The 24,796-nt window shown below is 64.4% G+C and carries 25 protein-coding genes; 19 read left to right on the top strand and 6 right to left on the bottom strand.

What is annotated here, in order from left to right:
- The first annotated feature begins 25 nt into the window (after positions 1 to 25).
- The 17 genes from cbiE (at position 26) to KU43P_RS02855 (ending at position 17,641) form a co-directional block, all read left to right on the top strand.
- Positions 26 to 1,237 carry a precorrin-6y C5,15-methyltransferase (decarboxylating) subunit CbiE gene (cbiE, locus tag KU43P_RS02935; RefSeq protein WP_317661002.1) on the top strand — a complete coding sequence of 404 codons (1,212 nt, stop codon included), beginning with the start codon at positions 26 to 28 and terminating at the stop codon, positions 1,235 to 1,237.
- A complete protein-coding gene (locus KU43P_RS02930) occupies positions 1,230 to 2,324 on the top strand; it encodes a cobalt-precorrin-5B (C(1))-methyltransferase (RefSeq protein WP_317661001.1) in 1,095 nt (364 codons plus the stop codon). The genes cbiE and KU43P_RS02930 overlap by 8 nt, the downstream gene beginning before the upstream one ends.
- The gene (locus KU43P_RS02925) at positions 2,321 to 3,043 is read left to right on the top strand and encodes a cobalt-precorrin-6A reductase (RefSeq protein ID WP_317661000.1); all 723 of its coding nucleotides are present in this window, start codon (positions 2,321 to 2,323) and stop codon (positions 3,041 to 3,043) included. The genes KU43P_RS02930 and KU43P_RS02925 overlap by 4 nt, the downstream gene beginning before the upstream one ends.
- Before the next feature lie 136 nt (positions 3,044 to 3,179).
- Positions 3,180 to 3,617, top strand: a complete 438-nt coding sequence (locus KU43P_RS02920; protein ID WP_317660999.1) for an NfeD family protein — start codon at positions 3,180 to 3,182, stop codon at positions 3,615 to 3,617.
- A 27-nt stretch (positions 3,618 to 3,644) separates the two neighbouring features.
- Positions 3,645 to 4,499 carry an SPFH domain-containing protein gene (locus tag KU43P_RS02915; RefSeq protein ID WP_317660998.1) on the top strand — a complete coding sequence of 285 codons (855 nt, stop codon included), beginning with the start codon at positions 3,645 to 3,647 and terminating at the stop codon, positions 4,497 to 4,499.
- Between the two features lie 184 nt (positions 4,500 to 4,683).
- Positions 4,684 to 5,073, top strand: a complete 390-nt coding sequence (locus tag KU43P_RS02910) for a DUF2946 domain-containing protein (protein ID WP_317660997.1) — start codon at positions 4,684 to 4,686, stop codon at positions 5,071 to 5,073.
- 48 nt (positions 5,074 to 5,121) lie between these two features.
- The gene (locus KU43P_RS02905) at positions 5,122 to 5,607 is read left to right on the top strand and encodes a copper chaperone PCu(A)C (protein WP_317660996.1); all 486 of its coding nucleotides are present in this window, start codon (positions 5,122 to 5,124) and stop codon (positions 5,605 to 5,607) included.
- A 26-nt stretch (positions 5,608 to 5,633) separates the two neighbouring features.
- Complete coding sequence (locus KU43P_RS02900) at positions 5,634 to 6,065, top strand: DUF2946 domain-containing protein (RefSeq protein ID WP_317660995.1); 432 nt, start codon at positions 5,634 to 5,636, stop codon at positions 6,063 to 6,065.
- A gap of 67 nt (positions 6,066 to 6,132) precedes the next feature.
- Complete coding sequence (locus tag KU43P_RS02895) at positions 6,133 to 8,193, top strand: TonB-dependent copper receptor (protein ID WP_317660994.1); 2,061 nt, start codon at positions 6,133 to 6,135, stop codon at positions 8,191 to 8,193.
- 55 nt (positions 8,194 to 8,248) lie between these two features.
- Positions 8,249 to 9,616 (top strand): PepSY-associated TM helix domain-containing protein, encoded by a 1,368-nt coding sequence (locus tag KU43P_RS02890; protein ID WP_317660993.1) that lies wholly within the window; start codon positions 8,249 to 8,251, stop codon positions 9,614 to 9,616.
- Positions 9,617 to 9,811: 195 nt separating this feature from the next.
- Entirely contained in the window at positions 9,812 to 11,218 is a 1,407-nt protein-coding gene (gene cycA / locus KU43P_RS02885; protein ID WP_317660992.1) for a D-serine/D-alanine/glycine transporter, read from the top strand.
- Between the two features lie 274 nt (positions 11,219 to 11,492).
- Positions 11,493 to 12,758 carry an urea ABC transporter substrate-binding protein gene (gene urtA / locus KU43P_RS02880; RefSeq protein WP_317660991.1) on the top strand — a complete coding sequence of 422 codons (1,266 nt, stop codon included), beginning with the start codon at positions 11,493 to 11,495 and terminating at the stop codon, positions 12,756 to 12,758.
- A 95-nt stretch (positions 12,759 to 12,853) separates the two neighbouring features.
- Positions 12,854 to 14,374: an urea ABC transporter permease subunit UrtB gene (gene urtB / locus KU43P_RS02875; RefSeq protein WP_411567232.1), complete on the top strand. Its 1,521-nt coding sequence runs from the start codon at positions 12,854 to 12,856 to the stop codon at positions 14,372 to 14,374.
- Positions 14,374 to 15,453: an urea ABC transporter permease subunit UrtC gene (gene urtC / locus KU43P_RS02870; protein ID WP_028625496.1), complete on the top strand. Its 1,080-nt coding sequence runs from the start codon at positions 14,374 to 14,376 to the stop codon at positions 15,451 to 15,453. The genes urtB and urtC overlap by 1 nt, the downstream gene beginning before the upstream one ends.
- A complete protein-coding gene (gene urtD / locus KU43P_RS02865; RefSeq protein WP_317660989.1) occupies positions 15,450 to 16,307 on the top strand; it encodes an urea ABC transporter ATP-binding protein UrtD in 858 nt (285 codons plus the stop codon). The genes urtC and urtD overlap by 4 nt, the downstream gene beginning before the upstream one ends.
- 84 nt (positions 16,308 to 16,391) lie before the next feature.
- Positions 16,392 to 17,090 (top strand): urea ABC transporter ATP-binding subunit UrtE, encoded by a 699-nt coding sequence (gene urtE, locus KU43P_RS02860; protein ID WP_317660988.1) that lies wholly within the window; start codon positions 16,392 to 16,394, stop codon positions 17,088 to 17,090.
- Between the two features lie 32 nt (positions 17,091 to 17,122).
- Entirely contained in the window at positions 17,123 to 17,641 is a 519-nt protein-coding gene (locus tag KU43P_RS02855) for a GNAT family N-acetyltransferase (protein WP_317660987.1), read from the top strand.
- Between the two features lie 105 nt (positions 17,642 to 17,746).
- Here the strand turns inward: KU43P_RS02855 and KU43P_RS02850 are convergent, their stop codons facing one another.
- Both KU43P_RS02850 and cbpA read right to left on the bottom strand, forming a co-directional pair.
- The gene (locus KU43P_RS02850) at positions 17,747 to 18,052 is read right to left on the bottom strand and encodes a chaperone modulator CbpM (RefSeq protein ID WP_317660986.1); all 306 of its coding nucleotides are present in this window, start codon (positions 18,050 to 18,052) and stop codon (positions 17,747 to 17,749) included.
- Between the two features lie 2 nt (positions 18,053 to 18,054).
- On the bottom strand, positions 18,055 to 19,005 hold the full coding sequence (cbpA, locus tag KU43P_RS02845; protein WP_317660985.1) for a curved DNA-binding protein: 951 nt from the start codon (positions 19,003 to 19,005) through the stop codon (positions 18,055 to 18,057).
- A 164-nt stretch (positions 19,006 to 19,169) separates the two neighbouring features.
- On the opposite strand from cbpA, the gene KU43P_RS02840 reads away from it, so the two are divergent.
- A complete protein-coding gene (locus tag KU43P_RS02840) occupies positions 19,170 to 20,441 on the top strand; it encodes an Hsp70 family protein (RefSeq protein WP_317660984.1) in 1,272 nt (423 codons plus the stop codon).
- A gap of 223 nt (positions 20,442 to 20,664) precedes the next feature.
- On the opposite strand, the gene KU43P_RS02835 is transcribed toward KU43P_RS02840, so the two are convergent.
- From KU43P_RS02835 to KU43P_RS02825, 3 genes are all read right to left on the bottom strand, one after another.
- On the bottom strand, positions 20,665 to 21,672 hold the full coding sequence (locus tag KU43P_RS02835) for an AI-2E family transporter (protein ID WP_317660983.1): 1,008 nt from the start codon (positions 21,670 to 21,672) through the stop codon (positions 20,665 to 20,667).
- A gap of 70 nt (positions 21,673 to 21,742) precedes the next feature.
- A complete protein-coding gene (locus KU43P_RS02830; RefSeq protein WP_317660981.1) occupies positions 21,743 to 22,027 on the bottom strand; it encodes a PsiF family protein in 285 nt (94 codons plus the stop codon).
- A gap of 63 nt (positions 22,028 to 22,090) precedes the next feature.
- Positions 22,091 to 22,879: an AraC family transcriptional regulator gene (locus KU43P_RS02825; RefSeq protein WP_317660980.1), complete on the bottom strand. Its 789-nt coding sequence runs from the start codon at positions 22,877 to 22,879 to the stop codon at positions 22,091 to 22,093.
- 125 nt (positions 22,880 to 23,004) lie between these two features.
- Here KU43P_RS02825 and KU43P_RS02820 point away from each other — a divergent pair, with 125 nt between their 5' ends.
- Positions 23,005 to 23,898 carry a DMT family transporter gene (locus KU43P_RS02820; RefSeq protein ID WP_317660978.1) on the top strand — a complete coding sequence of 298 codons (894 nt, stop codon included), beginning with the start codon at positions 23,005 to 23,007 and terminating at the stop codon, positions 23,896 to 23,898.
- On the opposite strand, the gene KU43P_RS02815 is transcribed toward KU43P_RS02820, so the two are convergent.
- Positions 23,879 to 24,769, bottom strand: a complete 891-nt coding sequence (locus KU43P_RS02815) for a triacylglycerol lipase (protein ID WP_317660976.1) — start codon at positions 24,767 to 24,769, stop codon at positions 23,879 to 23,881. The genes KU43P_RS02820 and KU43P_RS02815 overlap by 20 nt on opposite strands.
- Positions 24,770 to 24,796: the final 27 nt, after the last annotated feature.

The following is a 24,796-nucleotide window of genomic DNA, read 5'->3' as shown; positions in this document are numbered from 1 at the left end:
GAGCATGATGGGCGGATTGGATCAAATGGCACCCTGGCTGACAGTAATAGGCATTGGCGAAGACGGTTTCAGCGGCCTGGGCAAGCAGGCCCGGCGCGCCTTGCTGGGCGCTTCGCGGATCATCGGCAGCCCGCGCCAGCTCGCCTTGCTGCCCCGGTGCATCAGCGGCACGCAGCAAGACTGGCCAAGCCCGTTTTCCCTCGCCCCGGTGCTGGCCCTGCGCGGCGAACCGGTGTGCGTGCTGGCCAGTGGCGACCCGATGTTCTACGGCGTCGGCGCCAGCCTGGCACGGCAGGTGCCGGCCGAAGAAATGCAGGTACTGTCGATGCCGTCTTCCTGCGCCCTGGCCGCCGCCCGCCTGGGTTGGCCGCTGCAGGAGGTGCAGGTGGTGTCGGTGGTCGCGCGCCCACTGGCAGCGCTCAATGCCCACCTGTACAGCGGCATGCGCCTGTTGGTGCTGAGCAATGATGGCGACAGCCCTGCGGCCATCGCTGCGCTGCTGCGTGAACGCGGCTTCGGGCCGAGCCGCCTGCAAGTGTTCGAGCACCTCGGGGGGGCTGATGAACGTCAACTGGCGGGCAGTGCCGATGACTGGGCTCACGCCGAAGTCGCCTCGTTGAATCTGGTCGCCGTCGAATGCCAGGCCACTGCGGATGCACCACGGCTCTCGCGCCTGGCCGGCTTGCCGGATATGGCGTACCGTCACGATGGCCAATTGACCAAACGCGATGTGCGCGCAATCACTCTTGCCCGTCTGGCACCGCAACCGGGTGATCTGCTGTGGGACGTGGGCGCAGGTTGCGGCTCGATCGGCATCGAATGGATGCGCGCCCACCCCGCCTGCCGCGCACTGGCAATCGAGGCTGACGAAGGTCGCCAGGGCTTCATCGAGCACAATCGCGACGCACTGGGCGTGCCCGGGCTGCAACTGGTTCGTGGCAAGGCACCGGAGGCACTCGCCGACCTGGAACGCCCGGATGCGATCTTCATCGGCGGCGGCGTCACCCGCGAAGGCGTACTGGCGCTGTGCTGGGAACGCTTGCGCCCTGGAGGCCGCCTGGTGGCCAATGCGGTGACCCTGCAAAGCGAGCTGGCCCTGGCACATTTTCGCGAACAACACGGCGGCGAACTGACCCGCATCCATGTTGCGCAGGCCCAGCCCCTGGGTGCGTTCGACACCTGGCGCCAGGCATTGCCGATCACCCTGCTCGATGTGGTGAAGCCCGTCGATGCGTGAGGAAACCCGCGAACAACCCGCTCCGTTGCGCAGCGGCCTGACCACCGGCAGCTGCGCCACCGCCACCAGCCTGGCGGCAGCGCGCCTGCTGCTCACCGGCCAGGCCAGCGACGCTGTGAGCATCACCCTGCCCAAGGGCAAAGTGGTACAGATGCGCCTGGAGTTCTGCCGCCGTGACGCTGAGCGCGCCGAAGCAGGTACGCTCAAGGATGCGGGGGATGACCCGGATGTCACCCATGGCGCGTTGCTCTACAGCCAGGTGCGCCTGGTGGAGCAACCTGGCGTGCATTTCGTTGCAGGCGTCGGTGTCGGCACTGTCACCCGCCCGGGCCTGGTGCTGGCCGTCGGCGAACCCGCAATCAACCCGGTGCCGCGACGCATGATTGGCGAACACCTGCAACAGTTGGCCAACGACTGCGCCTACCCGGGTGGTTTCGAAGTCACGGTGAATGTGCAGGACGGCGAAGCGCTCGCCCTCAAGACCATGAACCCGCGACTGGGCATTCTCGGCGGGCTGTCGATCCTGGGCACCAGCGGCATCGTGCGGCCCTTCTCGTGCTCGGCCTACATCGCCTCGATTCACCAGGGCATCGACGTGGCCCACACCAACGGCTTCACGCACATCGCCGCCTGCACCGGCAATGCCAGCGAAGACACCATGCGCCGGGTCTACGGCCTGCCGGAAATCGCCCTGATCGAGATGGGCGACTTCGTCGGCGCGGTGCTCAAGCACCTGCGCAAGGTGCCAGTGCCGCGCCTGACCCTGTGCGGTGGCTTCGGCAAGATCAGTAAGCTGGCCGCCGGGCACATGGACCTGCACAGCCGCCATTCGAGCATCGACCTGCCGCAACTGGCCGGCTGGGCGGCGGACGTGGGCGCCGATGCCGAGCTGCAAGCCGCGATCGTTGCCGCCAACACCAGTCAGCAGGCCTTGGCCCTGGCCCATGCGGCCGGTATCGCCCTGGGGGATGCGGTGTGCGCCCATGCCCTGGCCTTCGCCCGCAGCGTTGTGCCGCCCCAGGTGCAAGTGGAAGTGTTCGCCATCGACCGCCAGGGCGGCATCGTCGGCAAGGCCGGTGTGCAATGAGCCAGCGTATCCTGTTGCTCGGTGGCGTCACGGAGGCCCTGGCCGTCGCACGTCAGCTTGGGCCTGAGCATGTCTACAGCCTGGCCGGCATCGGCCGCGTGCCCCAGGACCTGGCCTGCCAAGTGCGGGTCGGTGGCTATGGTGGAGCGGAAGGCCTGGCCCAGTACCTGCGTGATGCCGGCATCACCTTGCTGGTCGACGCTACCCACCCCTACGCTGCGCAGATCAGCCGCAATGCCGCTACAGCCGCCCGCGCCGTCGGCATCCCCTGCTGGGCCTTGCGCCGCCCGGCCTGGCAGGCCCAACCCGGTGATGATTGGCGCGAAGTGGCAGACTGGGCGGGGCTTATCCAAGCGCTCAAGCCGTTTCGGCGACCGTTGTTCACACTGGGGCGAGAGCCATTGCAACACCTCGACGAAATTCCGCCAGGGCAGTTCTGGACCTTGCGAGCCTTGGAGGCCTGCCCCGGCAATGAGCGCTGTGAAGTGATTGGCGCACGAGGGCCGTTTCAGCTCGACGATGAGCGCGCACTGTTCGCTCGCCGAGAGATCGATGTACTGGTCAGCAAGAACAGCGGCAGTGTGGCAACCGAGCCGAAGCTTGAAGTGGCTCGGGAGCTTGGGGTTCCGGTATTGATCTTGAAACGTCCGGTGCTGGCTGATGTGGATCGTGAGTTTGCTTGCGCAGACGAATTGATGGCCGCTCTTTGCATGGGGTGAGGTTTGCGGGGCGCTCAGGGTCGAGCGGCGCACAGGAACAATAGAAAATTCTGACAACTCACTCCAATTTCTCTGAATAGCGTTCTGCCTCCCCTCTCCCCTACACTCAACGCCCCCCCCGGAAGGTGTCACTCATATGGAAATGCAATGGTGGATCTGGCTGATCTTCGGTATCGCCCTGATCCTGCTCGAACTGGTCCTCCCCACCTTCTTCATCATCTGGTTCGGCATCGGTGCCGTGCTGGTCTCGCTCATCTCGCTGGCTGCCCCCAGCCTGCAACTGGACATGCAGGTACTGCTTTGGGTGCTGTTCTCTTCGGGCACCACGTTCCTCTGGTTCAAGCTGTTCAAGCGCAGGCAGCCGGATGTGCGCTGGACCGCCGACAGTGTGATCGGCGAAGTCGGGCTGCTGATCAGCAACGTCTCGCAATTCCAGAAAGGCCGCGTGCGTTTCCAGAAGCCGATCCTCGGCAATGAGGAGTGGCCGTGCGTCGCCGACAGCGACATTGCTTCTGGCGAGCGTGTACGGCTTGTCGCCATCGAAGGTAATACCGCCCGCGTCATTCGGGCCTGATATCGCAATTTAAAGGAAGTTCGCATCATGACCAGCCTCATCGTCGTCGCCGCCCTGGCTCTGTTTGTCCTGATCACCGTGTTCAAGGGGGTACGCATCGTGCCCCAGGGTGAGGAATGGATCGTCGAGCGCCTGGGCCGCTACAACAGCACCCTCAAGCCCGGGCTGAACATCGTCATCCCGTACATGGACGTGGTCGCCTACCGCCTGCCAACCAAGGACATCATCCTCGATGTGCAGGAGCAGGAAATCATCACCCGCGACAACGCGGTGATCGTCGCCAACGCCCTGTGCTTCGCCAAGGTCGTCGACCCGCAGAAGGCGTCGTACGGCGTGCAGAACTTCACGTTTGCCGTCACCAGCCTGACCATGACGTCGTTGCGTGCAATCGTCGGTGCCATGGATCTGGACGAAGCGCTGTCGAGCCGCGAGCAGATCAAGGCGCGCCTGCGTGAGGCGATGTCCGAGCAGACCGAAGACTGGGGCGTTACCGTGCGCTCGGTAGAGATCCAGGACATCAAGCCGTCCGAGAACATGCAGTTGGCCATGGAGCGCCAGGCAGCGGCCGAGCGTGAGCGCAAGGCCGACGTGACCCGTGCCGAAGGCGCGAAGCAAGCGGCTATCCTCGAAGCCGAGGCACGCCTGCAGTCGGCCAAGCTGGACGCCGAGGCGCAGATCAACCTGGCCGAAGCCTCGGCACGGGCGATTTCGCTGGTCAAGGAAGCGGTGGGCAACGAGACGGTGCCGGCCATGTACCTGCTGGGTGAGCGTTATGTGGGCGCCATGGAGAACCTGGCAGGCAGCAGCAATGCCAAGGTGGTGGTGCTGCCAGCTGACCTGCAGGAGACCGTGCGTGGCTTGATGGGCCGAAACAAGGCTTGAGCCCCGACCGCCGGCAAGCCGGCCCCACAGGGTGACGCCTCTTCCTGTGGGAGCCGGCTTGCCGGCGATGGGCTGCGCAGCAGCCCCTGCTACTCATCCCACCTGCGTCACTTCACCGCACCCCGGCATTTTTACCTATACTCCGCCTTACAATAGCCACCACGATTCCTGACCGGATCTCTCCATGCCCCCACGTCGGCACATCGCCTGGATAGCCTGCCTTGCAGTGCTGTTCAACCTGCTGGCCATGCCGCTGTCCTCTGCCGCGCCCAAGGGCCCGGCCGAGCAGCTGCTGTGGGGGGCATTCTGTTCCAGCGTGGCCAGCAAGGCCAAAGTCGATGTTCAGGCGCTCGCCAAGATCGACCTCGGCTCGCAAAGCGACGAGCATTCCAACATGCAGCACTGCTGGTGCTGCTCCGGCGCCGCACCGCTGCTGGCCCTGCCAGGCTACCCACCGCAACTGCACAACCCACCTACTCTGCTGGCCGGGTTCACGCCACCGCCTTCCCGCTACCAGCCAACGCCGCGCCAGTTATGGCCCGCGCTCAATCCCCGTGCCTCTCCCCTGGTCTGAGTTCATCACGTTGTCTGCCTGAACCTGACTAGAACGGAGACTCACACCATGCTCAAGCAAGCTCTCGTAGTGGCCGCACTGCTGCTGCCCGGCGCCTTCGCCAATGCCCATGAATACACCGTGGGCGACCTGCACATCGCCCACCCTTGGTCACTGGAACTGCCACCCAACGCGCCCAACGTCGCCGCGTACTTTGTCGTGCACAACAACGGCAAGGCCGATGACCGTCTGCTCGGCGTCGACAGCCCGATCACGGCTGACGCACAACTGCACGAGCACAGCATGAGTAGCAACGGCACCATGAAGATGCAGCGGGTAGAAAGCGTGGTGGTACCGGCCGGCAAGGACGTGGTCTTCGCCCCCAGCGCCTACCACGTGATGCTCATGCAGCCCAAGAGCCGCGACCTGCTCAGCGATGGCAAGCGCTTCCCGCTGACACTGCACTTCGAGAAGGCCGGCAACGTCACGGTCGATGTCGCTGTGCAGAAACAGCCGCCGGCAGACCAGCCCCAAGGCCACGAACACGCGCACTGACCGCTAGCTGACAGGCGCTCGCCATCATGAGCCTGCCGCGCAACCGTCTCAGCCGTACCTCCCGCCCTGATCGCAGGCGCGTCGGTGGTGGCTGGCTGAGCCTGTTTGCCATGTGGATGATCTTTATCGGCCCGCTGGTTTCCCAGTCGATGCCGATGGACCATCACGCCGGCATGAACATGCCAATGGACATGACCATGGCCGCCGGCCATGAGCATGGCGGCGACGCGCACCATGGCCACGGAGGCGATGGGCAGCTGCACGTGATGTGGGAAAAGTGCGGCTACTGCAGCCTGTTGTTCAACTGCCCGGCATTACCGCAAACCCTCAGCCCGCTCAGCGCGGGCGGTGTCACCCCCGCCACGTTCGCCCCCGCCCACCCCCATCAGGGCCATGCCCGGCAGGCCGTATTCCCTGGTGCGCGCAGCCGCGCCCCGCCACCTTCGATCAGCGTGTGAAACCACATTTTTGCCGCACGGAGCCAGGAGGCTTCGCGCTCACTCATGACTGATCGACGGAAATTCTATGTCCGGCTGTACCCCTGCATTTGCCTTCAAAGGCACACTCGCCGCCCTGTGCGGCTCGCTGCTCGCGCCCATGGCCCTGGCCGCCGACCCAGGCCACGAAGGCCATGAGCACGACCTTGCCGAACTGAGCCCGACGGTGATTACTGCCATCGCGCCCAGCTCGCCGCTGACCGTGGTCACCAACCCGAAAGACCCGCGCCAGCCCGTACCGGCCAGCGATGGCGCCGACTACCTCAAGACCATCCCCGGCTTCTCGGCGATTCGCGCCGGTGGCACCAACGGTGACCCGGTGTTGCGCGGCATGTTCGGTTCACGCCTGAACATCCTCACCAACGGCGGCGTGATGCCCGGCGCCTGCCCTAACCGCATGGACGCACCGACGTCCTACATCTCGCCAGAAACCTACGACCGCCTCACCGTGATCAAGGGCCCGCAAAGCGTCATCTGGGGCCCCGGCGGTTCGGCCGGCACCATCCTCTTCGAGCGGGAACCGGAAAAATTCGGCACCCTCGGCAGCCGCGTCAACGCAAGCCTGCTGGCCGGTTCCAACGGCCGCTTCGACAAGTTGATCGACACCGCCGCCGGCAACAGCCAGGCCTATGCCCGCTTCGTCGGCAACCAGTCGCATTCCGATGACTACCAGGACGGCAGCGGCGACACCGTGCCTTCGCGCTGGGACAAGTGGAACGGCGACGTGGCCCTGGGCTGGACCCCGGACCAGGACACCTTGCTGGAGCTCACCGCCGGCAAGGGCGACGGCGAGGCACGTTACGCCGGCCGCGGCATGGACGGCGCACAGTTCAAGCGTGAAAGCCTGGGCCTGCGTTTCGAGAAGTCCAACCTCGGCGAGGTGCTCGACAAGATCGAGGCGCAGGTCTACTACAACTACGCCGACCACGTGATGGACAACTACACCCTGCGTACCCCGTCGGGCACGGGCATGATGGCCGGCCCCATGGCCGCCGCCGTCGACCGCCGCACCCTTGGCGCGCGCATCAAGGCCACCTGGCGCTGGGCCGATGTGCAACTGATCAGCGGTATCGATGCCCAGACCAACGAACACCGCGCCCGCAGCGCGATGGGTGTGGATGCGTACAAGGACAAACCCTGGGAAAAGGACGCCGACTTCCACAACTACGGAGCGTTCGGCGAGCTCACCTGGTACACCACAAGCCAGGACCGCCTGATCACCGGCGCCCGCCTGGATCGTGTCTCAGCCAGGGATTTCCGCGCCGACAGCGCCACCAACGGCAACACCCGCGCCGATACCTTGCCCAGTGGCTTCGTGCGCTACGAGCACGACCTGGTGGCCGTACCCGCCACTACCTACATCGGCCTCGGCCATGCCCAGCGCTTCCCCGACTATTGGGAGCTGTTCTCCCCGGACCAAGGCCCTGCTGGCTCGACCAATGCGTTCGATAGCATCAAGCCCGAAAAGACCACCCAACTCGACTTCGGAATCCAGTACCGTGACGAGCGCCTGGATGCCTGGGCTTCGGGCTATGTCGGGCAGATCCGCGACTACATCCTGTTCGACTACCGCACCGGCATGATGGGCATGAGCACCTCCCAGGCGCAGAACATCGATGCCCGCATCATGGGCGGCGAACTGGGCGCCGCCTACAAGCTGACGGAAAACTGGAAAGCCGATGCCACCCTGGCTTACGCCTGGGGCAAGAACAGCAGCGACGGCAAGGCACTGCCGCAGATGCCACCGTTGGAAAGCCGCCTGGGCCTGACCTACAGCCGCGACACCTGGAGCGCCGGGGCGCTGTGGCGGCTAGTGGCGGCGCAGAACCGCATTGCCGAGAACCAGGGCAACGTGGTGGGCAAGGACTATGACAAGAGTGCCGGCTTCGGCGTGTTCTCGCTCAACGGCGCCTATAAGGTGAACAAAAACCTCAAGCTCAGCGCAGGGGTCGACAACCTGTTCGACAAAACCTACGCCGAGCACCTGAACCTGGCCGGGAACGCCGGGTTCGGCTACCCGGCGAATGATCCACAGCCGGTGAACGAGCCAGGCAGGACCTTCTGGACCAAGGTCGATGTGAGCTACTGACAACAACAGGCGCGGCCTCGAGCCGCGCCCTCAGCTGGTCAAACAGGAGGTTCCCATGAGTGGAACACGCGTGTCCTTCTACAACCTGGCCTGGCGCTGGCATTTCTATGCCGGGCTGTTCGTTGCCCCTTTCATGATCCTGCTGGCGATCACCGGGATCATCTACCTGTTCAAGCCACAGCTTGATCCGCTGCTGTACCGCGACCTGATGGTGGTCGAAGCCGGCCATCACCGACAGGGCGCGGACCTGATGCTGGCCGAAGTGCGTCAGGCCTACCCCAAGGGCCATGTCGGCCAGTACCTGCCCCCCATTGATGCCAACCGCAGTGCGCAGTTCGTGGTGCATGACGGTGGCCGCGAGCTGAATGTGTTCGTCGACCCGTATAGCGGCAAGATCCTCGGCGAACAGGACGGCAAGCAGAACCTGCAGGCCATCGCCCGTGCCCTGCACGGCGAGCTGATGGTCGGTACGGTCGGCGATCGCCTGGTGGAGCTGGCCGCTGGCTGGGGCATCGTGCTGGTGGTGTCCGGCCTCTACCTGTGGTGGCCACGTGGGCGCAACGGCTCCGGCGTGCTATGGCCACGCTTGGGGGCGAAAGGTCGAGTGTTCTGGCGCGACCTGCATGCCGTGACTGGCTTCTGGGGGGCGGCCCTGCTGCTGTTGATGCTGATCAGCGGCATGACCTGGACCGGGCTGTGGGGCAAGCAGTACGCCGATTTGTGGAACCGCTTCCCGGCGGCCATGTGGAATGACGTGCCCAAGTCCGATCAACAGGCCGGTGAACTGAACAATGCCCACCGCCAGACCGTGCCCTGGGCACTGGAAAACACGCCGATGCCGCAATCGGGCGCACATGCAGAGCATGCCGGGCATCACAGCATGTCGGACATGCCAGCGGCGCCGCAGGTGAGCCTGCAGCAGGTGGAAGACGTGGCCAATGCGCGCAAGGTCGAGCCGGGATACAGCATCACCGTGCCCACCACTGCGGACGGCGTCTACACCGTGGCCGTGTTCGCCGATGACCCACGCAACGACGCCACCCTGCATGTCGACCAGTACACCGGCAAGGTGCTGGCCGATGTGCGCTGGCAGGACTACAGCCCGGTCGCCCGGGCGACCGAACTGGGTGTGATGCTGCACGAGGGCAAGATGTTCGGTGCGCTGAACCAGATCATCATCCTGCTGGTGTGCCTGATGATCCTGCTGGGCTCGGTGAGCGGGCTGGTGATGTGGTGGAAGCGCCGGCCGGAAGGTGGACTGGGCGTGCCGCCGTTGCGTCATGACCTGCCGCGCTGGAAGACGGCGGTGGGGGTGATGCTGGTGCTGGGGGCGATGTTCCCGCTGGTGGGAGTGTCGATGGTGGTGATGTGGGTGGTGGACAGTCTGGCCGTGCGGCGCCGTCGGGTGCTGGCCCAGGCTTGAGGACTCTGCCGGCTGGCCTGGCCTCATCGCCGGCAAGCCGGCTCCCACCTTTACGTCTGTGGGAGCCGGCTTGCCGGCGATTGGTCTGCGCAGCAGCCCCAGAAGTCGTGTCGATCTGTCGCGCCCCGATCTGGGACGCGCGTGTTAGCCTACCCGGCTCTCAAAAAAAGACTGACCCTCAATGGAATGCAGCCAATGACCCGGACCTCTTCCCCCCCTGCTGAAGACCAGCACCTGCAGCGCAACCTGACCAACCGCCACATCCAGCTGATCGCCATCGGCGGCGCCATCGGCACCGGCCTGTTCATGGGCTCGGGCAAGACCATCAGCCTGGCAGGCCCATCGATCATCTTCGTCTACATGATCATCGGCTTCATGCTGTTCTTCGTCATGCGCGCCATGGGCGAACTGCTGCTGTCGAACCTCAACTACAAATCGTTCATCGACTTCTCTGCCGACCTGCTCGGCCCCTGGGCCGGCTACTTCACCGGCTGGACCTACTGGTTCTGCTGGGTGGTCACCGGCATCGCCGACGTGGTAGCGATCGCTGCCTACACGCAGTTCTGGTTCCCCGACCTGCCCCAGTGGATACCGGCACTGACCTGCGTGGCACTGCTGCTGTCACTGAACCTGGTGACCGTGAAGATGTTCGGCGAGCTGGAGTTCTGGTTCGCCCTGATCAAGATCGTCGCCATCCTCGGCCTGGTCGCCACCGGCCTGTACATGGTCATCACCAGCTTCACTTCACCGAGCGGGCGCACCGCGCAACTGGCCAACCTGTGGAATGACGGCGGCATGTTCCCCAATGGCCTGATGGGCTTCTTCGCCGGTTTCCAGATCGCCGTGTTCGCCTTCGTCGGCATCGAGCTGGTGGGCACCACCGCGGCCGAGGCGAAGAACCCCGAGCGCACTCTGCCCCGGGCGATCAACTCGATCCCGGTGCGAATCATCGTGTTCTACGTGCTGGCGCTGATCGCGATCATGGCCGTGACACCATGGCGCGACGTGGTGCCGGGCAAGAGCCCGTTCGTTGAATTGTTCGTGCTGGCTGGCCTGCCGGCAGCGGCCAGCATCATCAACTTCGTGGTGCTGACCTCGGCGGCCTCGTCGGCCAACAGCGGCGTGTTCTCCACCAGCCGCATGCTCTACGGCCTGGCCCAGGAAGGCGACGCCCCACGGGCGTTCGAGAAGCTGTCCCGCCGTGCCGTGCCGGCCAACGGCCTGTACTTCTCCTGCACCTGTCTGTTGCTCGGCGCAGTGCTGATCTACCTGGTGCCCAACGTGGTCGAGGCGTTCACCCTGGTGACCACGGTGTCGGCAGTGCTGTTCATGTTCGTCTGGACGCTGATCCTGCTGTCGTACCTGAAGTACCGTACACACCGCGCGGCGCTGCATGAGGCGTCGAAGTACAAGATGCCGGGCGGGCGCTTCATGTGCTACGTGTGCCTGGTGTTCTTTGCGTTCATCCTGGTGTTGCTGAGCCTGGAGGCGGATACGCGTTCAGCGCTGGTCGTGACACCGGTCTGGTTCGTGTTGCTGGCGATCACCTACCAGGGCGTGCGCAGCAAGCGCCACCCGCGCAGTGCGGTGCGCAACGGCTAGATAGCGTTTGGGGCTGCTTTGCAGCCCATCGCTGGCAAGCCAGCTCCCACAGGGGCTCCCCTGCACTGAAATGTGGGAGCCGGCTTGCCGGCGATCGGGCCGCACAGCGGCCCCAATCCTGTGCACGCTAAAACCTTGAGCACCAACCTGGATCCACTTCCTGCCCCAACACCTCGCACAGCCCCTCTACTTCGCACCTTTCGCCACTCGGCACACCCCTTGCAACGCCCTCACCCGCTTGGCCAACACCAAAAAAACTCAGCGGAGAGAGCACATGAAGCGTCGCAGTCTGATCAAGGCTTTTACCCTCAGCGCATCAATCGCGGCGATGGGCCTGAGCTGGAGCATCCAGGCCGCCGAAACCATCAAGGTCGGCATCCTGCATTCACTGTCGGGCACCATGGCGATCTCCGAGACCTCACTCAAAGACATGGCGCTGATGACCATCGACGAGATCAACGCCAAGGGCGGGGTCAACGGCAAGCTGCTGGAGCCGGTGGTGGTCGACCCGGCCTCCAACTGGCCGCTGTTCGCTGAAAAAAGCCGCCAGCTGCTGACCCAGGACAAGGTCGCGGTGGTGTTCGGCTGCTGGACCTCGGTATCGCGCAAATCCGTGCTGCCGGTGTTCGAGGAACTCAACGGCCTGCTGTTCTACCCGGTGCAGTACGAAGGTGAAGAGATGTCGCCGAACGTGTTCTACACCGGCGCCGCCCCCAACCAGCAGGCCATTCCGGCCGTGGAATACCTGATGAGCGAAGACGGCGGCAGTGCCAAGCGCTTCTTCCTGCTGGGAACCGACTACGTCTACCCGCGCACCACCAACAAGATCCTGCGCGCCTTCCTGCACAGCAAAGGCGTGGCCGACAAGGACATCGAGGAGGTTTACACGCCGTTCGGCCACGCCGATTACCAAACCATCGTCGCCAACATCAAGAAGTTCTCCGCTGGCGGCAAGACCGCGGTCATCTCCACCGTCAACGGCGACTCGAACGTGCCGTTCTACAAGGAACTGGCCAACCAGGGCCTGAAGGCCACCGACGTGCCGGTGGTGGCGTTCTCGGTGGGCGAAGAAGAGCTGCGCGGCATCGACACCAAGCCGTTGGTAGGCCACCTGGCGGCGTGGAACTACTTCGAATCGGTGGATAACCCGGTCAACCAGAAGTTCGTCGCCGACTGGAAGGCCTACGCCAAGGCCAAGAACCTGCCAGGTGCCGACAAGGCCGTGACCAACGACCCGATGGAGGCAACCTATGTGGGCATCCACATGTGGGCGCAGGCGGCGGAGAAAGCCAAGTCCACCGATGTCGACAAGGTCCGCGAGGCGCTGGCCGGGCAGAGCTTCAAGGCGCCGTCGGGCTTCACCCTGACCATGGACAAAACCAACCACCACCTGCACAAGCCGGTGATGATCGGCGAGATCCAGGATGACGGGCAGTTCAGTGTGGTCTGGGAGACCGAGCAGCCATTGCGGGCACAGCCGTGGAGCCCGTTCATTCCGGGCAACGACAAGCGGCCCGATTACGCGGTGAAAGGTAACTGAGTGCACTGGGGCTGCTGCGCAGCCCAATCGCTGGCAAACCAGCTCCCACAGGGTCCGAGAACACTACCGAACCTGTGGGAGCCGGCTTGCCGGCGATGAATCCACCGCCGATTTCCAGGATTGCCCGCATGCTCAGACTCCTGCTCACCCTCCTCTTCTTGCTCCCCCTGGCAACCCAAGCCAGCGAAGGCGAATTCTTCCTCACCGCCAAGCCCGCCGAGCAGGCCACCCTGCTCGAAGGCTGGGCGGCGCAACCCGACCCCGCACGCCTGACGCTGCTGGAAAACCTGCGCCAGGGCCGTATCGCCGAAGGCGACACCCGCAAGGTGCGCCTGAACAACCGCCTGCGCGGCCTGATCGACAACGCCCTGGCCAGCCATCAGTTGCTCAGCGTCAGCGGCGAAACGCGCCTGGCCGCTGCCCAGCAGTTGCAGAAGAGCGCCCAGCCCGCGCAGATGGCCTTCCTCGACCGGCGCTTCGCCAGCGAACAAGACCCCGCCGTGCATGCCGCCCTCGCCCTCGCCCTGGCCAACCTGCAACTGGGCGCCAGCGAGCCTGCGGTGCGCCTGGCCGCCGTGCGCCTTCTGGGTGAAACCGGCGATCCACTGGCCCGCACCCGCCTGGAAGCCCTGCTGCAACCGGGCGCCGAAACCGACGCCAATGTGCGCACCGCCGCCGAGACCAGCCTGGCCCAGGTCAAACGCAAGCTATTGGTCGGCGAACTGCTCGGCCAGGCCTTCAGCGGCCTGTCGCTGGGCTCGATCCTGCTGCTGGCTGCATTGGGCCTGGCGATCACCTTCGGCCTGCTCGGGGTCATCAACATGGCCCACGGCGAAATGCTGATGCTGGGGGCCTACAGCACCTACATGGTCCAGGTGCTGCTGCAACGCTACGCGCCCGGCGCCATCGAGTTCTACCCGTTGATCGCCCTGCCGGTGGCCTTCGCCGTCAGCGCCGGGGTGGGGATGGCGCTGGAGCGCACGGTGATCCGCCACCTCTACGGCCGCCCGCTGGAAACCCTGCTGGCGACCTGGGGCATCAGCCTGATCCTGATCCAGGCCATCCGCCTGCTGTTCGGCGCGCAGAACGTCGAGGTGAGCAACCCGGCCTGGCTGTCCGGTGGCATCCAGCTGCTGCCCAACCTGGTGCTGCCCTACAACCGCCTGGTGATCATCGGCTTCGCCCTGGCCGTGGTGCTGCTCACCTGGTTGCTGCTCAACCGCACACGGCTTGGCCTGAACGTGCGCGCGGTCACCCAGAACCGCAACATGGCAGCCTGCTGCGGGGTGCCCACCGGGCGCGTCGACATGCTCGCCTTCGGTCTCGGCTCCGGCATCGCCGGGCTCGGCGGCGTGGCCCTGAGCCAGGTCGGCAACGTCGGCCCGGACCTGGGCCAGAGCTACATCATCGATTCGTTCCTGGTGGTGGTGCTCGGCGGTGTCGGGCAACTGGCCGGTAGCCTCTGGGCGGCCTTTGGCTTAGGGATAGCCAACAAGTTGCTGGAGCCGCAGATCGGCGCGGTACTCGGCAAGATCCTCATCCTTGCGTTGATCATTCTGTTCATCCAGAAGCGCCCGCAAGGCCTGTTCGCCCTCAAGGGACGGGTAATCGACTGATGAACCAGCCACTGCTTGTCACTGCTTCGCAAAAAGCCGGGCCGCGCCTGACCTTGGCCATCGGCACTGTCGTGGTGCTGCTGTTGCTGGCCATGGCGCTGTTGTCGCTGTTACCGGCAGGCCATGCACTGCAGGTGTCGGCCTATACCCTGACGCTGGTCGGCAAGATCCTCTGCTACGCCATCGTCGCGCTCGCCCTGGACCTGGTCTGGGGGTATGCCGGGCTGTTGTCGCTGGGCCACGGCCTGTTCTTCGCCCTGGGCGGCTACGCCATGGGCATGTACCTGATGCGCCAGGCTGCCGGCGATGGGTTACCGGGGTTCATGACCTTCCTGTCATGGAGCGAATTGCCCTGGTACTGGGCCGGCACCCAGCACTTTGCCTGGGCCATGTGCCTGGTGGTGCTGGCGCCCGGCTTGCTGGCGCTGGTGTTCGGCTTCTTCGCCTTCCGTTCGCGGATCAAGGGCGTGTACTTCTCGATCATGACCCAGGCCCTGACCTTCGCCGGCATGCTGCTGTTCTTCCGCAACGAAACCGGCTTTGGCGGCAACAACGGCTTCACCAGCTTTCGCACCATCCTCGGCTTCGACATTGCCTCGCAGGGCACGCGGGCCGTGCTGTTCCTGCTCACCGTCGGCCTGCTGCTGGCCAGCCTGTACCTGTGCTGGCGCCTGACCCGAAGCAAGTTCGGCCGGCTGCTCACCGCCGTGCGCGACGCCGAGAACCGCCTGATGTTCTGCGGCTACGACCCGCGCGGGTTCAAGCTGCTGGTGTGGGTGCTCAGCGCCGTGCTGTGCGGCCTGGCCGGGGCGCTGTACGTGCCGCAGGTGGGCATCATCAACCCCAGCGAGATGTCGCCGACCAACTCCATCGAAGCCGCCGTGTGGGTGGCCCTGGGTGGGCGCGGCACGCTGATCGGCCCGCTGCTCGGCGCGGGCCTGGTCAACGGCATGAAGAGCTGGTTCACCGTGGCCTTCCCGGAGTTCTGGCTGTTCTTCCTCGGGGCGCTGTTCATTCTCGTCACCCTGTACCTGCCCAAGGGCGTGGTCGGCCTGCTGAAGAAAAGGAGCCAGCCATGAGAGGCGTGCCCCCTGTTCACCCGGAATTCATGCTCGAACCGGTCTTCGACAACCTCGGGGCCGGCCGCGATGCCATCGGCCTGGGCAGCCGCCGTGAAGCGGGCCTTGATGCGCGCCATGGCACGGTGCTGAGCCTGGAAGACATCAGCGTCAGCTTCGATGGCTTCAAGGCACTCAACGCGCTGAACCTCTACATCGGCGTGGGCGAACTGCGCTGCATCATTGGCCCCAACGGCGCCGGCAAGACCACGATGATGGACGTGATCACCGGCAAGACCCGCCCCGACACCGGCAGTGCGTTTTTCGGCGACACCCTCGACCTGACCCGCATGAGCGAATACCAGATCGCCCAGGCCGGCATCGGCCGCAAGTTCCAGAAGCCCACGGTGTTCGAAGCACTGACGGTGTTCGAAAACCTGGAGCTGGCACTGAAGACCGACAAGTCGGTGTGGGCCAGCCTGGCCGCGCGCTTGAGCGGCGAGCAGCGCGAACGTATCGAGCAGGTGTTGACTACCCTGCGCCTGCTGCCGCTGGCCCAACGCCAGGCCGGCCTGCTGTCCCACGGGCAGAAGCAGTTTCTGGAGATCGGCATGCTGTTGGTGCAGGAGCCGCAACTGCTGCTGCTCGACGAACCGGTGGCGGGCATGACCGATGCCGAGACCGAGTTCACCGCCGAGCTGTTCAAAGGGCTGGCGGGCAAGCACTCGCTGATGGTGGTGGAACATGACATGGGGTTTGTCGGCAGCATCGCCGACCATGTGACCGTGCTGCACCAGGGCAGTGTGCTGGCAGAGGGTTCGCTTGAGCAGGTGCAGGCGGATGAACGAGTGGTCGAGGTTTATCTAGGCCGCTGAATCTGCAGTGGCCTCATCGCCGGCAAGCCGGCTCCCACATCATTCGGTCTGTGCAGGCAAAGCAAGAATTACCAGGGAGATGACATGCTGAAAATCGACACCCTGCACCAATATTACGGCGGCAGCCACATTTTGCGCGGCCTGTCCTTCGAGGCCAAGGTCGGCGAAGTCACCTGCCTGCTCGGGCGCAACGGCGTGGGCAAGACCACCCTGCTGCGCTGCCTGATGGGCCTGGTGCCGCCCCGCGAAGGCAGCGTCGAATGGGAAGGCAAAACCATCACCACGCTCAAACCGCAGCAACGGGTCCAGGCCGGCATCGCCTACGTCCCCCAAGGCCGCGAAATCTTCCCGCGCCTCACCGTCGAGGAAAACCTGCTGATGGGCCTGTCGCGCTTCTCGGCTCGGGAGGCCCGCGAAGTGCCGGCCTTCATCTATGAACTGTTCCCGGTGCTGGAACAGATGAAGCAGCGCCGTGGTGGCGACCTCTCCGGAGGCCAGCAACAACAGCTGGCCATCGGTCGCGCCCTGGCCAGCCGCCCGCGCCTGCTGATCCTCGACGAACCGACCGAGGGCATCCAGCCCTCGGTGATCAAGGAAATAGGCGCGGTCATTCGCCGCCTGGCCGAGCGCGGCGACATGGCCATCTTGCTGGTCGAGCAGTTCTACGATTTCGCCGAAGCGCTGGCCGACCAGTATCTGGTCATGGCCCGTGGCGAGATCATCCAGCGCGGGCGTGGTGAAAACATGCAGGCCGAAGGTGTGCGCGGGCTGGTAACCATTTAATCTGCCGCCATCGACCCTGCGAGACGCTGCACATGAGCCACGAAATCCGCGACGCCCTGGCCTGCGATGTACCGGGCATCCTCGAGATCTATAACGACGCGGTGTGCAACACCACGGCGATCTGGAACGAAACCCCGGTGGACCTGGCCAACCGCCAGGCCTGGTTCGAGGCGCGGGCGCAGCAGGGTTATCCGATCCTGGTGGTGGTGGATGAGACGGGTGTGCTGGGCTATGCCTCGTTTGGCGACTGGCGGCCGTTCGAGGGGTTTCGCCATACCGTGGAGCACTCGGTGTATATCCGTGGCGACCAGCGTGGCAAGGGGCTGGGGCCGCAGTTGATGGCGGCGCTGATCGAGCGGGCACGTGCCTGCGGCAAGCATGTGATGGTCGCTGCCATCGAGAGCGGCAATGCGGCGTCGGTGCGCCTGCATGAGCGGCAGGGGTTCGTGGTGACTGGACAGATGCCGCAGGTAGGGGTGAAGTTTGGGCGGTGGTTGGATCTGACCTTCATGCAGTTGGTGCTGAACCCAGGAGCCGAGCCATCTAGCTGACTGTACCGGCCTCATCGCCGGCAAGCCGGCTCCCACAAAGATCTCCAGGGCTGTGGGATTCTTGTGGGAGCCGGCTTGCCGGCGATGAGGCCGGTACAGCCAACATCACATCTGGGTAAACCGCCCCAACCGCTGCCTCAACATGCTGTTCTCACTGCGCAACTGCTGCACTTCTTGCAGCAACTCCAGCGCCAGCGCCACCCCTTCCCATTCCAGCTCAAGCTCTTGGTGCAGCTTCACCGCACGCTTGGCCACCAACGGCGCCTGATCATCGAACAACCAATCCTCCGGCGTTCGCCCCGAAGGTTCAACAATGCCGTGCTCGACGATTTCGACCACGTAGTCGGCCGTGATATCGGCTTCCTGGCAGAGGGTGCGCATGTCCAGTTGAACGATCAGGGTGCTGCTCATGATCACTTACTCCATTGTGTCCTCGGGTTGAACGCAGCCTTCTCGGAGAGCTGCGTCCACAGTTCGCGGGCTGAAGCGTCGGATGCAGGCGGCATCACCACCTTGAGTTGTGCATAGAGGTTGCCGCGCTCGCCTTGCTTATTCGCCAAGCCCTTGCCCGGTACGCGCAGGCGCTGGCCACTCTGGCTGTCGGGCCGGATGGTCAGGTTGATCTTGCCGTCCAGGGTCGGCACCGCCACCTTGGTGCCCAGCGCCGCTTCCCACGGGGCCAGCGGCACGGTAATGATCAAGTCATGACCTTCGACATCGAACAGCGGGTGCGGTGCCATGCGGATGGTCAGGAACAGGTCGCCATTGGCCCCGCCGCCTACCCCTGGCGCACCCTGGCCCTTCAGCCGGATCCGCTCGCCATCGGTCACCCCGGCCGGAATCTTCACGTTCAGGGTCTTGGTGGTGAAGCCGGTGCGCTGGCCGGCGGCGTTGGTTTGCGGCACCTGGAAGCTGATCTGCTTGGATTCCTTGCTCAGGGTTTCTTCAAGGAAGATTGCCAGTTCCAGTTCCACGTCCTGCCCTCGCCTGCCGGCACTGCGTTGTTGCCGGGCGCCACCGAAGGGGTTGCCGCCACGGGCGCCGAAGATAGAGCTGAAGAAGTCGGAGAAGTCGCCGCCCTCGAAGCCGCCGCCACCGCCACGGCTTTCCCAGCCTGGTGGGGCCTGGAACGGCCGACCATGCTGGCCGCCGTACTTGCGGATTTCGTCGAATTCGGCGCGCTTCTGGGCATCGCCCAGCACCTCGTAGGCCTCGTTGGCCTCCTTGAATTTCTCCTCGGCGTCGCGCTCCTTGCTGACATCGGGGTGATACTTGCGCGCCAGCTTGCGGTACGCGGCTTTGATCGCCTTCTCGTCCGCCGTGGGCTCTACGCCGAGTATCTTGTAGTAGTCTTTGAAGTCCATCTATGGATCACCAATGTGAATTTGCGTGTTGCAACTGAAGATAGGGGTCAAGCATAGCCTTTCAAGGTGCGCTTGGTGTTGCTGCAAGGCAGACGGCCGGTCTTGATTCTCTGGCCAACTGGCATAAACTGCGCGGCCGTTTTGCCTCCGGAAGCCTGTTTCCCATGTCTGACGTATCCCCGGCCCGCGCCCTGGGCATCGATTTCGGCACATCCAACTCCACGGTCGGCTGGCACCGCCCCGGCAACGAGTCGCTGGTCGCCCTGGAAGACGGCAAGATCACCCTGCCCTCGGTGGTCTTCTTCAATATCGAAGAGCGTCGCCCGGTGTATGGCCGTTTGGCGCTGCATGAGTACCTCGAAGGCTACGAAGGCCGCCTGATGCGCTCGCTGAAAAGCCTGCTGGGCTCCAAGCTGATTAAGCATGACACCAGCGTGCTGGGCAGCGCCCTGCCGTTCAAGGACCTGCTGGGCATGTTCATCGGCGAGCTGAAAAAGCGCGCCGAGGCCGATGCGGGCCGCGAATTCGACCAGGTGGTGCTGGGCCGCCCGGTGTTCTTCGTCGACGAAGATCCGGCCGCCGACCAGGAAGCCGAGGACACCCTGGCCGAGGTGGCCCGCAAGATCGGTTTCAAGGACGTGTCGTTCCAGTACGAGCCGATCGCTGCGGCCTTCGACTACGAGTCGAGCATCAGCCGTGAAGAACTGGTGCTCATCGTCGATATCGGCGGTGGTACTTCGGACTTTACCCTGATTCGCCTGTCGCCGGAGCGCCATCGGGTAGCCGAGCGCCAGAGCGACATCCTCGCCACCGGCGGCGTGCACATCGGCGGTACCGACTTCGACAAGCAACTGAGCCTGCAGGGCGTGATGCCACTGTTCGGTTACGGCAGCCGGATGAAGAGCGGTGCGCTGATGCCCACCAGCTACCACCTCAACCTGGCCACCTGGCACACCATCAATGCCCTGTATTCGCAGAAGTCGCAACTGGCACTGGGCAGCATGCGCTACGACATCGAGGATACGCTTGGCATCGACCGCCTGTTCAAGCTGATCGAGCAGCGCGCCGGGCACTGGCTGGCGATGGAAGTGGAGGCCAGCAAGATCGATCTGACCGAGCAGCAGAGCCGCCGCATCGACCTCGGACGGGTCGAGCGTGAACTGGGCGTGGACCTGACCAGAGCGGTGTTCGAAGGTGCCATCGAAGGGTTGCTGGAGCGCGTGCGTGGCAGCGTGACCGAACTGATGGGCAAGGCCGGTGTGGGCCATGGGCAGGTGGATACGGTGTTCTTCACCGGTGGTTCCAGTGGCATTCCGGCGCTGCGCAACAGCGTGGCGGCGATGCTGCCCAATGCACGGCATGTGGAAGGCAATATCTTTGGCAGCATCGGTAGCGGGTTGGCGATCGAGGCGCGCAAGCGTTACGGGGCGGTCTGATACTTCTGCAGGGCCTGTACAGCCGTCATCGCCGGCAAGCCGGCTCCCACATTCGAGCCCTGTGGCGAACCTGTGGGAGTCGTTATCGCCGGCAAGCCGGCTCCCACATTCGAGCCCTGTGGCGAACCTGTGGGAGCCGTTATCGCCGGCAAGCCGGCTCCCACATTCGAGCCTTGTGGCGAACCTGTGGGAGCCGGCTTGCCGGCGATGGGGGCGGTACAGCTCAAACCAGCTCGGCCCGCTTCAACTCACTCTTCAGGTAGGCGTAATAGATCGGCCCCGCCACAACCCCCGGCAAGCCGAACGCCGCCTCGAACACCAGCATCGCCAGCAACAGCTCCCAGGCCTTGGCACTGATCTGCCCACCGACGATCCGCGCGTTGAGAAAGTACTCGACCTTGTGGATGACGATCAGGTAACCCAGCGCCGCCGCCGCCACCCAGATCGACAGCGACATGCCGACGATAGTGATCAGCGTGTTCGACATCAGGTTGCCGATCACCGGCAACAGCCCGAGCAGGAAGGTCAGCACGATCAGGGTCTTGGTCAGCGGCAGGTGCACGCCGAACAGCGGCATCACCACCGCGAGGAAGATGCCGGTGAAGGTGGTGTTGAGCAGCGAGATCTTGATCTGCGCGAACACAATGTTGCGAAACGCCTGCACCAGCAGGTTCAGCCGCTCGAACAACGCCGCCGCCAAGGGCTTGCGCCGGGAAATGTCGGGGATGCGCTGCAGGGCGATGATGGCCCCGAGAATCATGCCGATGAGCAAGGTCACGAACATGTGCGCCATGCCCTTGCCCACCAGTTGCAGGTCGCTCAGGTGGCTCTTGATCCAGTCACCGATAGCCACCTTGAACTCGGCCGCACTGGCTGGCAGGTAAGCTTCGATGAACGGCGGTAACTGGCCACGGGCACGCTCCACCAGCGCCATGAACTTGTCCAGCGAAGCGCCAGGGTTTTCCGCCTCGTGCAGCAGGAAGCTGAACGCGCCAGCGATCAGCAACGTCAGGGTACTGACCACCAGCGTGCCCAGTAGCGCCACCGCCAGCCAGCGCGCACGCTGCCCGGCAATCAGCGGCTGCAGCCGTGGTGTGAGCATGTTGACCAGTTCGAACACCAGCAAGCCGGCCAGCAGGCTGGGCAGCAACTTCAAGGGCAGGGCCAGGAGCAGGCCGGCCATCACGATGATCAGGCTGGCAAGGGTGATCTGGCGGGGGGTGAAGGTCATACAGCCTCGGCGGCAGACAGCGGAAAGACCCGCAGTCTGCCAGCCTTGTGGCCACAGGCATAGGCGCAGGTCATTTCTTCTTCAGGCAGTCGCTCATGAAGGCTTTGCGCTCGTCGCCCTTGAGTGCCTTGGTGCTGGCGTCGGCATTGCAGGTTTTCATCTTTTCCTGCTGGGTGGCTGGCGTGCTCTTCTTCAGGCAAGTGCTCATGAACGCTTTGCGTTCATCACCCTTGAGGGCCTTGGCGGTGGCGTCGGCATTACAGGACGTCATCTTTTCCTGTTGCGCGGTAGCAGCGAATCCTTGCGCGCTGAACAACACAGCCAACACCAGCAATGGCATTTGCAGCATCTTCATGGAGTGGTCTCCTTGTCTCCGCGCCCGATGCACGGTGGTGCAGATTATTGTAGACAAGAATTTTTACACGCCTGCCCGTGCCTGCCGGCGGTATTGCTCCGGCGTGCAGTGGGCCTGGCGCTGGAACATGGCGATGAAGGCCGAGGCGCTGCTGTAGCCCAGGTCGAAGGCAATGGCCTGAATCGGCTGGCCGGCCTCCAGGGCCTCGATGGCGCGTAGAAAACGCAGGCGCAGACGCCACTCGCCGAAGCTGATACCCAGTTCCCGCAGGAACTGGCGCGCTAGGGTCCGTTCGCTGACATGCACCTGCGCCGCCCATTCAGCTAGCGGACGGTTATCGCCAGGCTCGCTGCCGAGCGCGTCGAGCACCTGGCGCAGGCCGTCGCTGCGGGCGAACGGCAGGTAGCAGGTCTGGGTGGGCGCCAGCAAAAGCTGGTCGAGCAGCACCTGAACCAGGCGCTGGTCGCGCTCATCCTGAGCCACCTTGAGGTCGCGCCGGGCGAAGTCGCCGAGGATGGCCTTGAGGATGTCGCTGATCACCAGGCTGCATGGCTGCTGCGGCAGGTCGGCGCACAGGCTGCGGTCCAGGTAGACCGAGCGATAGACGATGGCCTGAGGGTTGTAGCAGCCATGCTCGGTGCCCGGCGGCACCCACACCGCATAATGCGGAGGCGAGAGAAAGCGCTGGCCGTCGACGTCCAGGTACATGACGCCATGGGCGGTGTAGTTGAGCTGGCCCCAGGCATGGCGATGCGGGGCGCTGTGGGTGTCGGCGCCGAACTCGTCGTGACGGAAGTACACCGGTGCCGGGAGCTGGTCGAACTGGGGGATGTCGAGGTATTTGCGGGCCATGGTGTCTGCTTGCAGGGGCAGGTTGTCTGGATAGGAGTATAGGCTTGCGAACGGACAGCGGATAATGACTGCCTATCGGGGGCCGCCATCGGCCCTTTCGCAACACCTCAGAGAATCACAGCTGCATGAATTACCTATTCCCCCTTACCGCCATCCTCATCTGGGCCGGCAATACCGTGGTCACCAAGCTGTCCGCCGGTGCCATCCACCCCGCCGAGATCGGCTTCTACCGCTGGCTGCTGGCCGGCCTGCTGTTCACCCCGTTCCTGCTGCCGAAGGTGTGGCGCAACCGTGCTGCAATTCGCCCGAACCTGGGCAAGGTCTTCGTCCTCGGCGTACTGGGCATGGCGCTGTACCAGAGCCTGGCGTATTTCGCCGCCGGCATCACCAGTGCCACCAACATGGGCATCATCCTCTCGCTGATGCCGCTGATGTCGCTGGCCCTGTCGATCGCCTGGCTCGGCCAGCGCCTGACCTTCGGCGCCTTGTTCGGTGCATTGGTGTCGTTCTACGGAGTGCTCGAAGTGGTATCTGCCGGCAACCCTGACGCGCTGCTCGAACAGGGCCTGAACAGCGGCGACCTGCTGATGCTGGTGGCCACTCTGGCCTACGCGCTGTACAGCTTCCTGTTGAAGAAATGGCAACTGCGCCTGCCGCCCTTGCAGTTGCTGTACCTGCAGGTGCTGGTGGCCATCGTGGTGTTGTTGCCGCTGTTCCTGATCTCGGAGAAGACTGGCCTGAATACCCACAATGTCGGCCTGGTGCTATATGCCTGCGTGCTCGCCTCGATGGTTGCACCGCTGGTGTGGATGCAGGCCGTGCACCGGCTGGGGCCTAGCCGCACTACGCTGTTCTTCAACCTGCTGCCGCTGGTGACCGCGCTGATCGCCGCTGGTGTACTCGACGAGCAACTGGCCAGCTACCACCTTATCGGCGGCCTGCTGACCCTGGCCGGCGTGGTCCTCGCCGAACGCTGGACCACCCCCGTGCGCCGCCTGGCTACAGCCCCGCAGCCTTGAGCCGGGCAGCATGCTCGATGAACAGGCGAACCGGTTCGGCGCCCTTGCCCACGGCACCGAGCGACTGGTTGACGATGTCCAGGTGGTCGAGCGGGTAGTCGTCACCGATCACCTGGCCCAGATGCGAACTGAAGCGCCCGACCATGCCGTCGCAGTGGCCCTTTTCCTTGACGAAGCTGCGCGCGAACAGGCGGCAGAAGCGATTGCTGCCGTCGAAGCGGTTGCGTCCCTGGTCGGTAAGCCCGGGCTGCAGGGTGCCTGACCAGGAGTAGTAGCGAACGCCGTTGACCTCGCTGGGCCCTTCCCCTCCCCAGGTATCGGGCAAGCCCTGCGGATAAGCCTGGTTGAACAGCGCCACGCCTTCGCTGGTCAGGGACTGGTGCGAGGCATGTACGTCGACTGGCAGCGGGTCACGCCGCCAGCCGGTTTCCAGCCACACCAGCAACAACGCCAGACCGTGCAGCACGGCCTTCAAGATACGTCCCTGGGGTGAGTCACCCGGCGCGACACGTTGCAGATGGTCAGCCAGTTCCGAACCGTGGTTGGGCCCGGCCACCGAAGTCACCGAGGCGATCCGCTCAGGCCTTCTGGCAGCGGCGTAACGGGCATCCAGGGCACCTTGGCTGTGGCCGATCAGGTTGACCTTGCTGGCGCCGGTGCGCTCACAGATGTCTTCGATGATCGCCAGCAACTGCTCACCGCGCACCTCGCTGGCGTGCAACGGCGAAACCTGCACGGGGAACACCCGCGCCCCGCCCTTGCGCAAGGCCGGCACGATACCGAACCAGTAGGGATAGAGCAGCACCCTGACGAAGCCGAGCATTCCCGGTACCAGCACCAGCGGGTATCGCGTGGCCAATTCCTGTCCCATTGCCCCAGCCCCTTTGCGTGGACGTTC

The organism is Pseudomonas sp. KU43P (assembly GCF_033095865.1).
Classification (GTDB): domain Bacteria; phylum Pseudomonadota; class Gammaproteobacteria; order Pseudomonadales; family Pseudomonadaceae; genus Aquipseudomonas.
The sequence above is the reverse complement of the archived record's forward strand: the minus strand, read 5'-3'. Positions and strand labels throughout refer to the sequence as shown.

Excerpts from the sequence above, each read along its gene's own strand:
- KU43P_RS02930 (WP_317661001.1), top strand. The coding sequence starts at position 1,230 with ATGCGTGAGGAAACCCGCGAACAACCCGCTCCGTTGCGCAGCGGCCTG.
- KU43P_RS02900 (WP_317660995.1), top strand. The coding sequence starts at position 5,634 with ATGAGCCTGCCGCGCAACCGTCTCAGCCGTACCTCCCGCCCTGATCGC.
- KU43P_RS02915 (WP_317660998.1), top strand. The coding sequence starts at position 3,645 with ATGACCAGCCTCATCGTCGTCGCCGCCCTGGCTCTGTTTGTCCTGATC.
- KU43P_RS02830 (WP_317660981.1), bottom strand. The coding sequence starts at position 22,027 with ATGAAGATGCTGCAAATGCCATTGCTGGTGTTGGCTGTGTTGTTCAGC.
- KU43P_RS02850 (WP_317660986.1), bottom strand. The coding sequence starts at position 18,052 with ATGAGCAGCACCCTGATCGTTCAACTGGACATGCGCACCCTCTGCCAG.
- KU43P_RS02895 (WP_317660994.1), top strand. The coding sequence starts at position 6,133 with ATGTCCGGCTGTACCCCTGCATTTGCCTTCAAAGGCACACTCGCCGCC.
- KU43P_RS02925 (WP_317661000.1), top strand. The coding sequence starts at position 2,321 with ATGAGCCAGCGTATCCTGTTGCTCGGTGGCGTCACGGAGGCCCTGGCC.
- urtE (WP_317660988.1), top strand. The coding sequence starts at position 16,392 with ATGCTGAAAATCGACACCCTGCACCAATATTACGGCGGCAGCCACATT.
- urtD (WP_317660989.1), top strand. The coding sequence starts at position 15,450 with ATGAGAGGCGTGCCCCCTGTTCACCCGGAATTCATGCTCGAACCGGTC.
- KU43P_RS02815 (WP_317660976.1), bottom strand. The coding sequence starts at position 24,769 with ATGGGACAGGAATTGGCCACGCGATACCCGCTGGTGCTGGTACCGGGA.
- KU43P_RS02910 (WP_317660997.1), top strand. The coding sequence starts at position 4,684 with ATGCCCCCACGTCGGCACATCGCCTGGATAGCCTGCCTTGCAGTGCTG.
- cbpA (WP_317660985.1), bottom strand. The coding sequence starts at position 19,005 with ATGGACTTCAAAGACTACTACAAGATACTCGGCGTAGAGCCCACGGCG.
- urtC (WP_028625496.1), top strand. The coding sequence starts at position 14,374 with ATGAACCAGCCACTGCTTGTCACTGCTTCGCAAAAAGCCGGGCCGCGC.
- cycA (WP_317660992.1), top strand. The coding sequence starts at position 9,812 with ATGACCCGGACCTCTTCCCCCCCTGCTGAAGACCAGCACCTGCAGCGC.
- urtB (WP_411567232.1), top strand. The coding sequence starts at position 12,854 with ATGAATCCACCGCCGATTTCCAGGATTGCCCGCATGCTCAGACTCCTG.
- KU43P_RS02855 (WP_317660987.1), top strand. The coding sequence starts at position 17,123 with ATGAGCCACGAAATCCGCGACGCCCTGGCCTGCGATGTACCGGGCATC.
- KU43P_RS02835 (WP_317660983.1), bottom strand. The coding sequence starts at position 21,672 with ATGACCTTCACCCCCCGCCAGATCACCCTTGCCAGCCTGATCATCGTG.
- urtA (WP_317660991.1), top strand. The coding sequence starts at position 11,493 with ATGAAGCGTCGCAGTCTGATCAAGGCTTTTACCCTCAGCGCATCAATC.
- KU43P_RS02890 (WP_317660993.1), top strand. The coding sequence starts at position 8,249 with ATGAGTGGAACACGCGTGTCCTTCTACAACCTGGCCTGGCGCTGGCAT.
- KU43P_RS02825 (WP_317660980.1), bottom strand. The coding sequence starts at position 22,879 with ATGGCCCGCAAATACCTCGACATCCCCCAGTTCGACCAGCTCCCGGCA.
- KU43P_RS02820 (WP_317660978.1), top strand. The coding sequence starts at position 23,005 with ATGAATTACCTATTCCCCCTTACCGCCATCCTCATCTGGGCCGGCAAT.
- KU43P_RS02840 (WP_317660984.1), top strand. The coding sequence starts at position 19,170 with ATGTCTGACGTATCCCCGGCCCGCGCCCTGGGCATCGATTTCGGCACA.
- KU43P_RS02920 (WP_317660999.1), top strand. The coding sequence starts at position 3,180 with ATGGAAATGCAATGGTGGATCTGGCTGATCTTCGGTATCGCCCTGATC.
- KU43P_RS02905 (WP_317660996.1), top strand. The coding sequence starts at position 5,122 with ATGCTCAAGCAAGCTCTCGTAGTGGCCGCACTGCTGCTGCCCGGCGCC.
- cbiE (WP_317661002.1), top strand. The coding sequence starts at position 26 with ATGGCACCCTGGCTGACAGTAATAGGCATTGGCGAAGACGGTTTCAGC.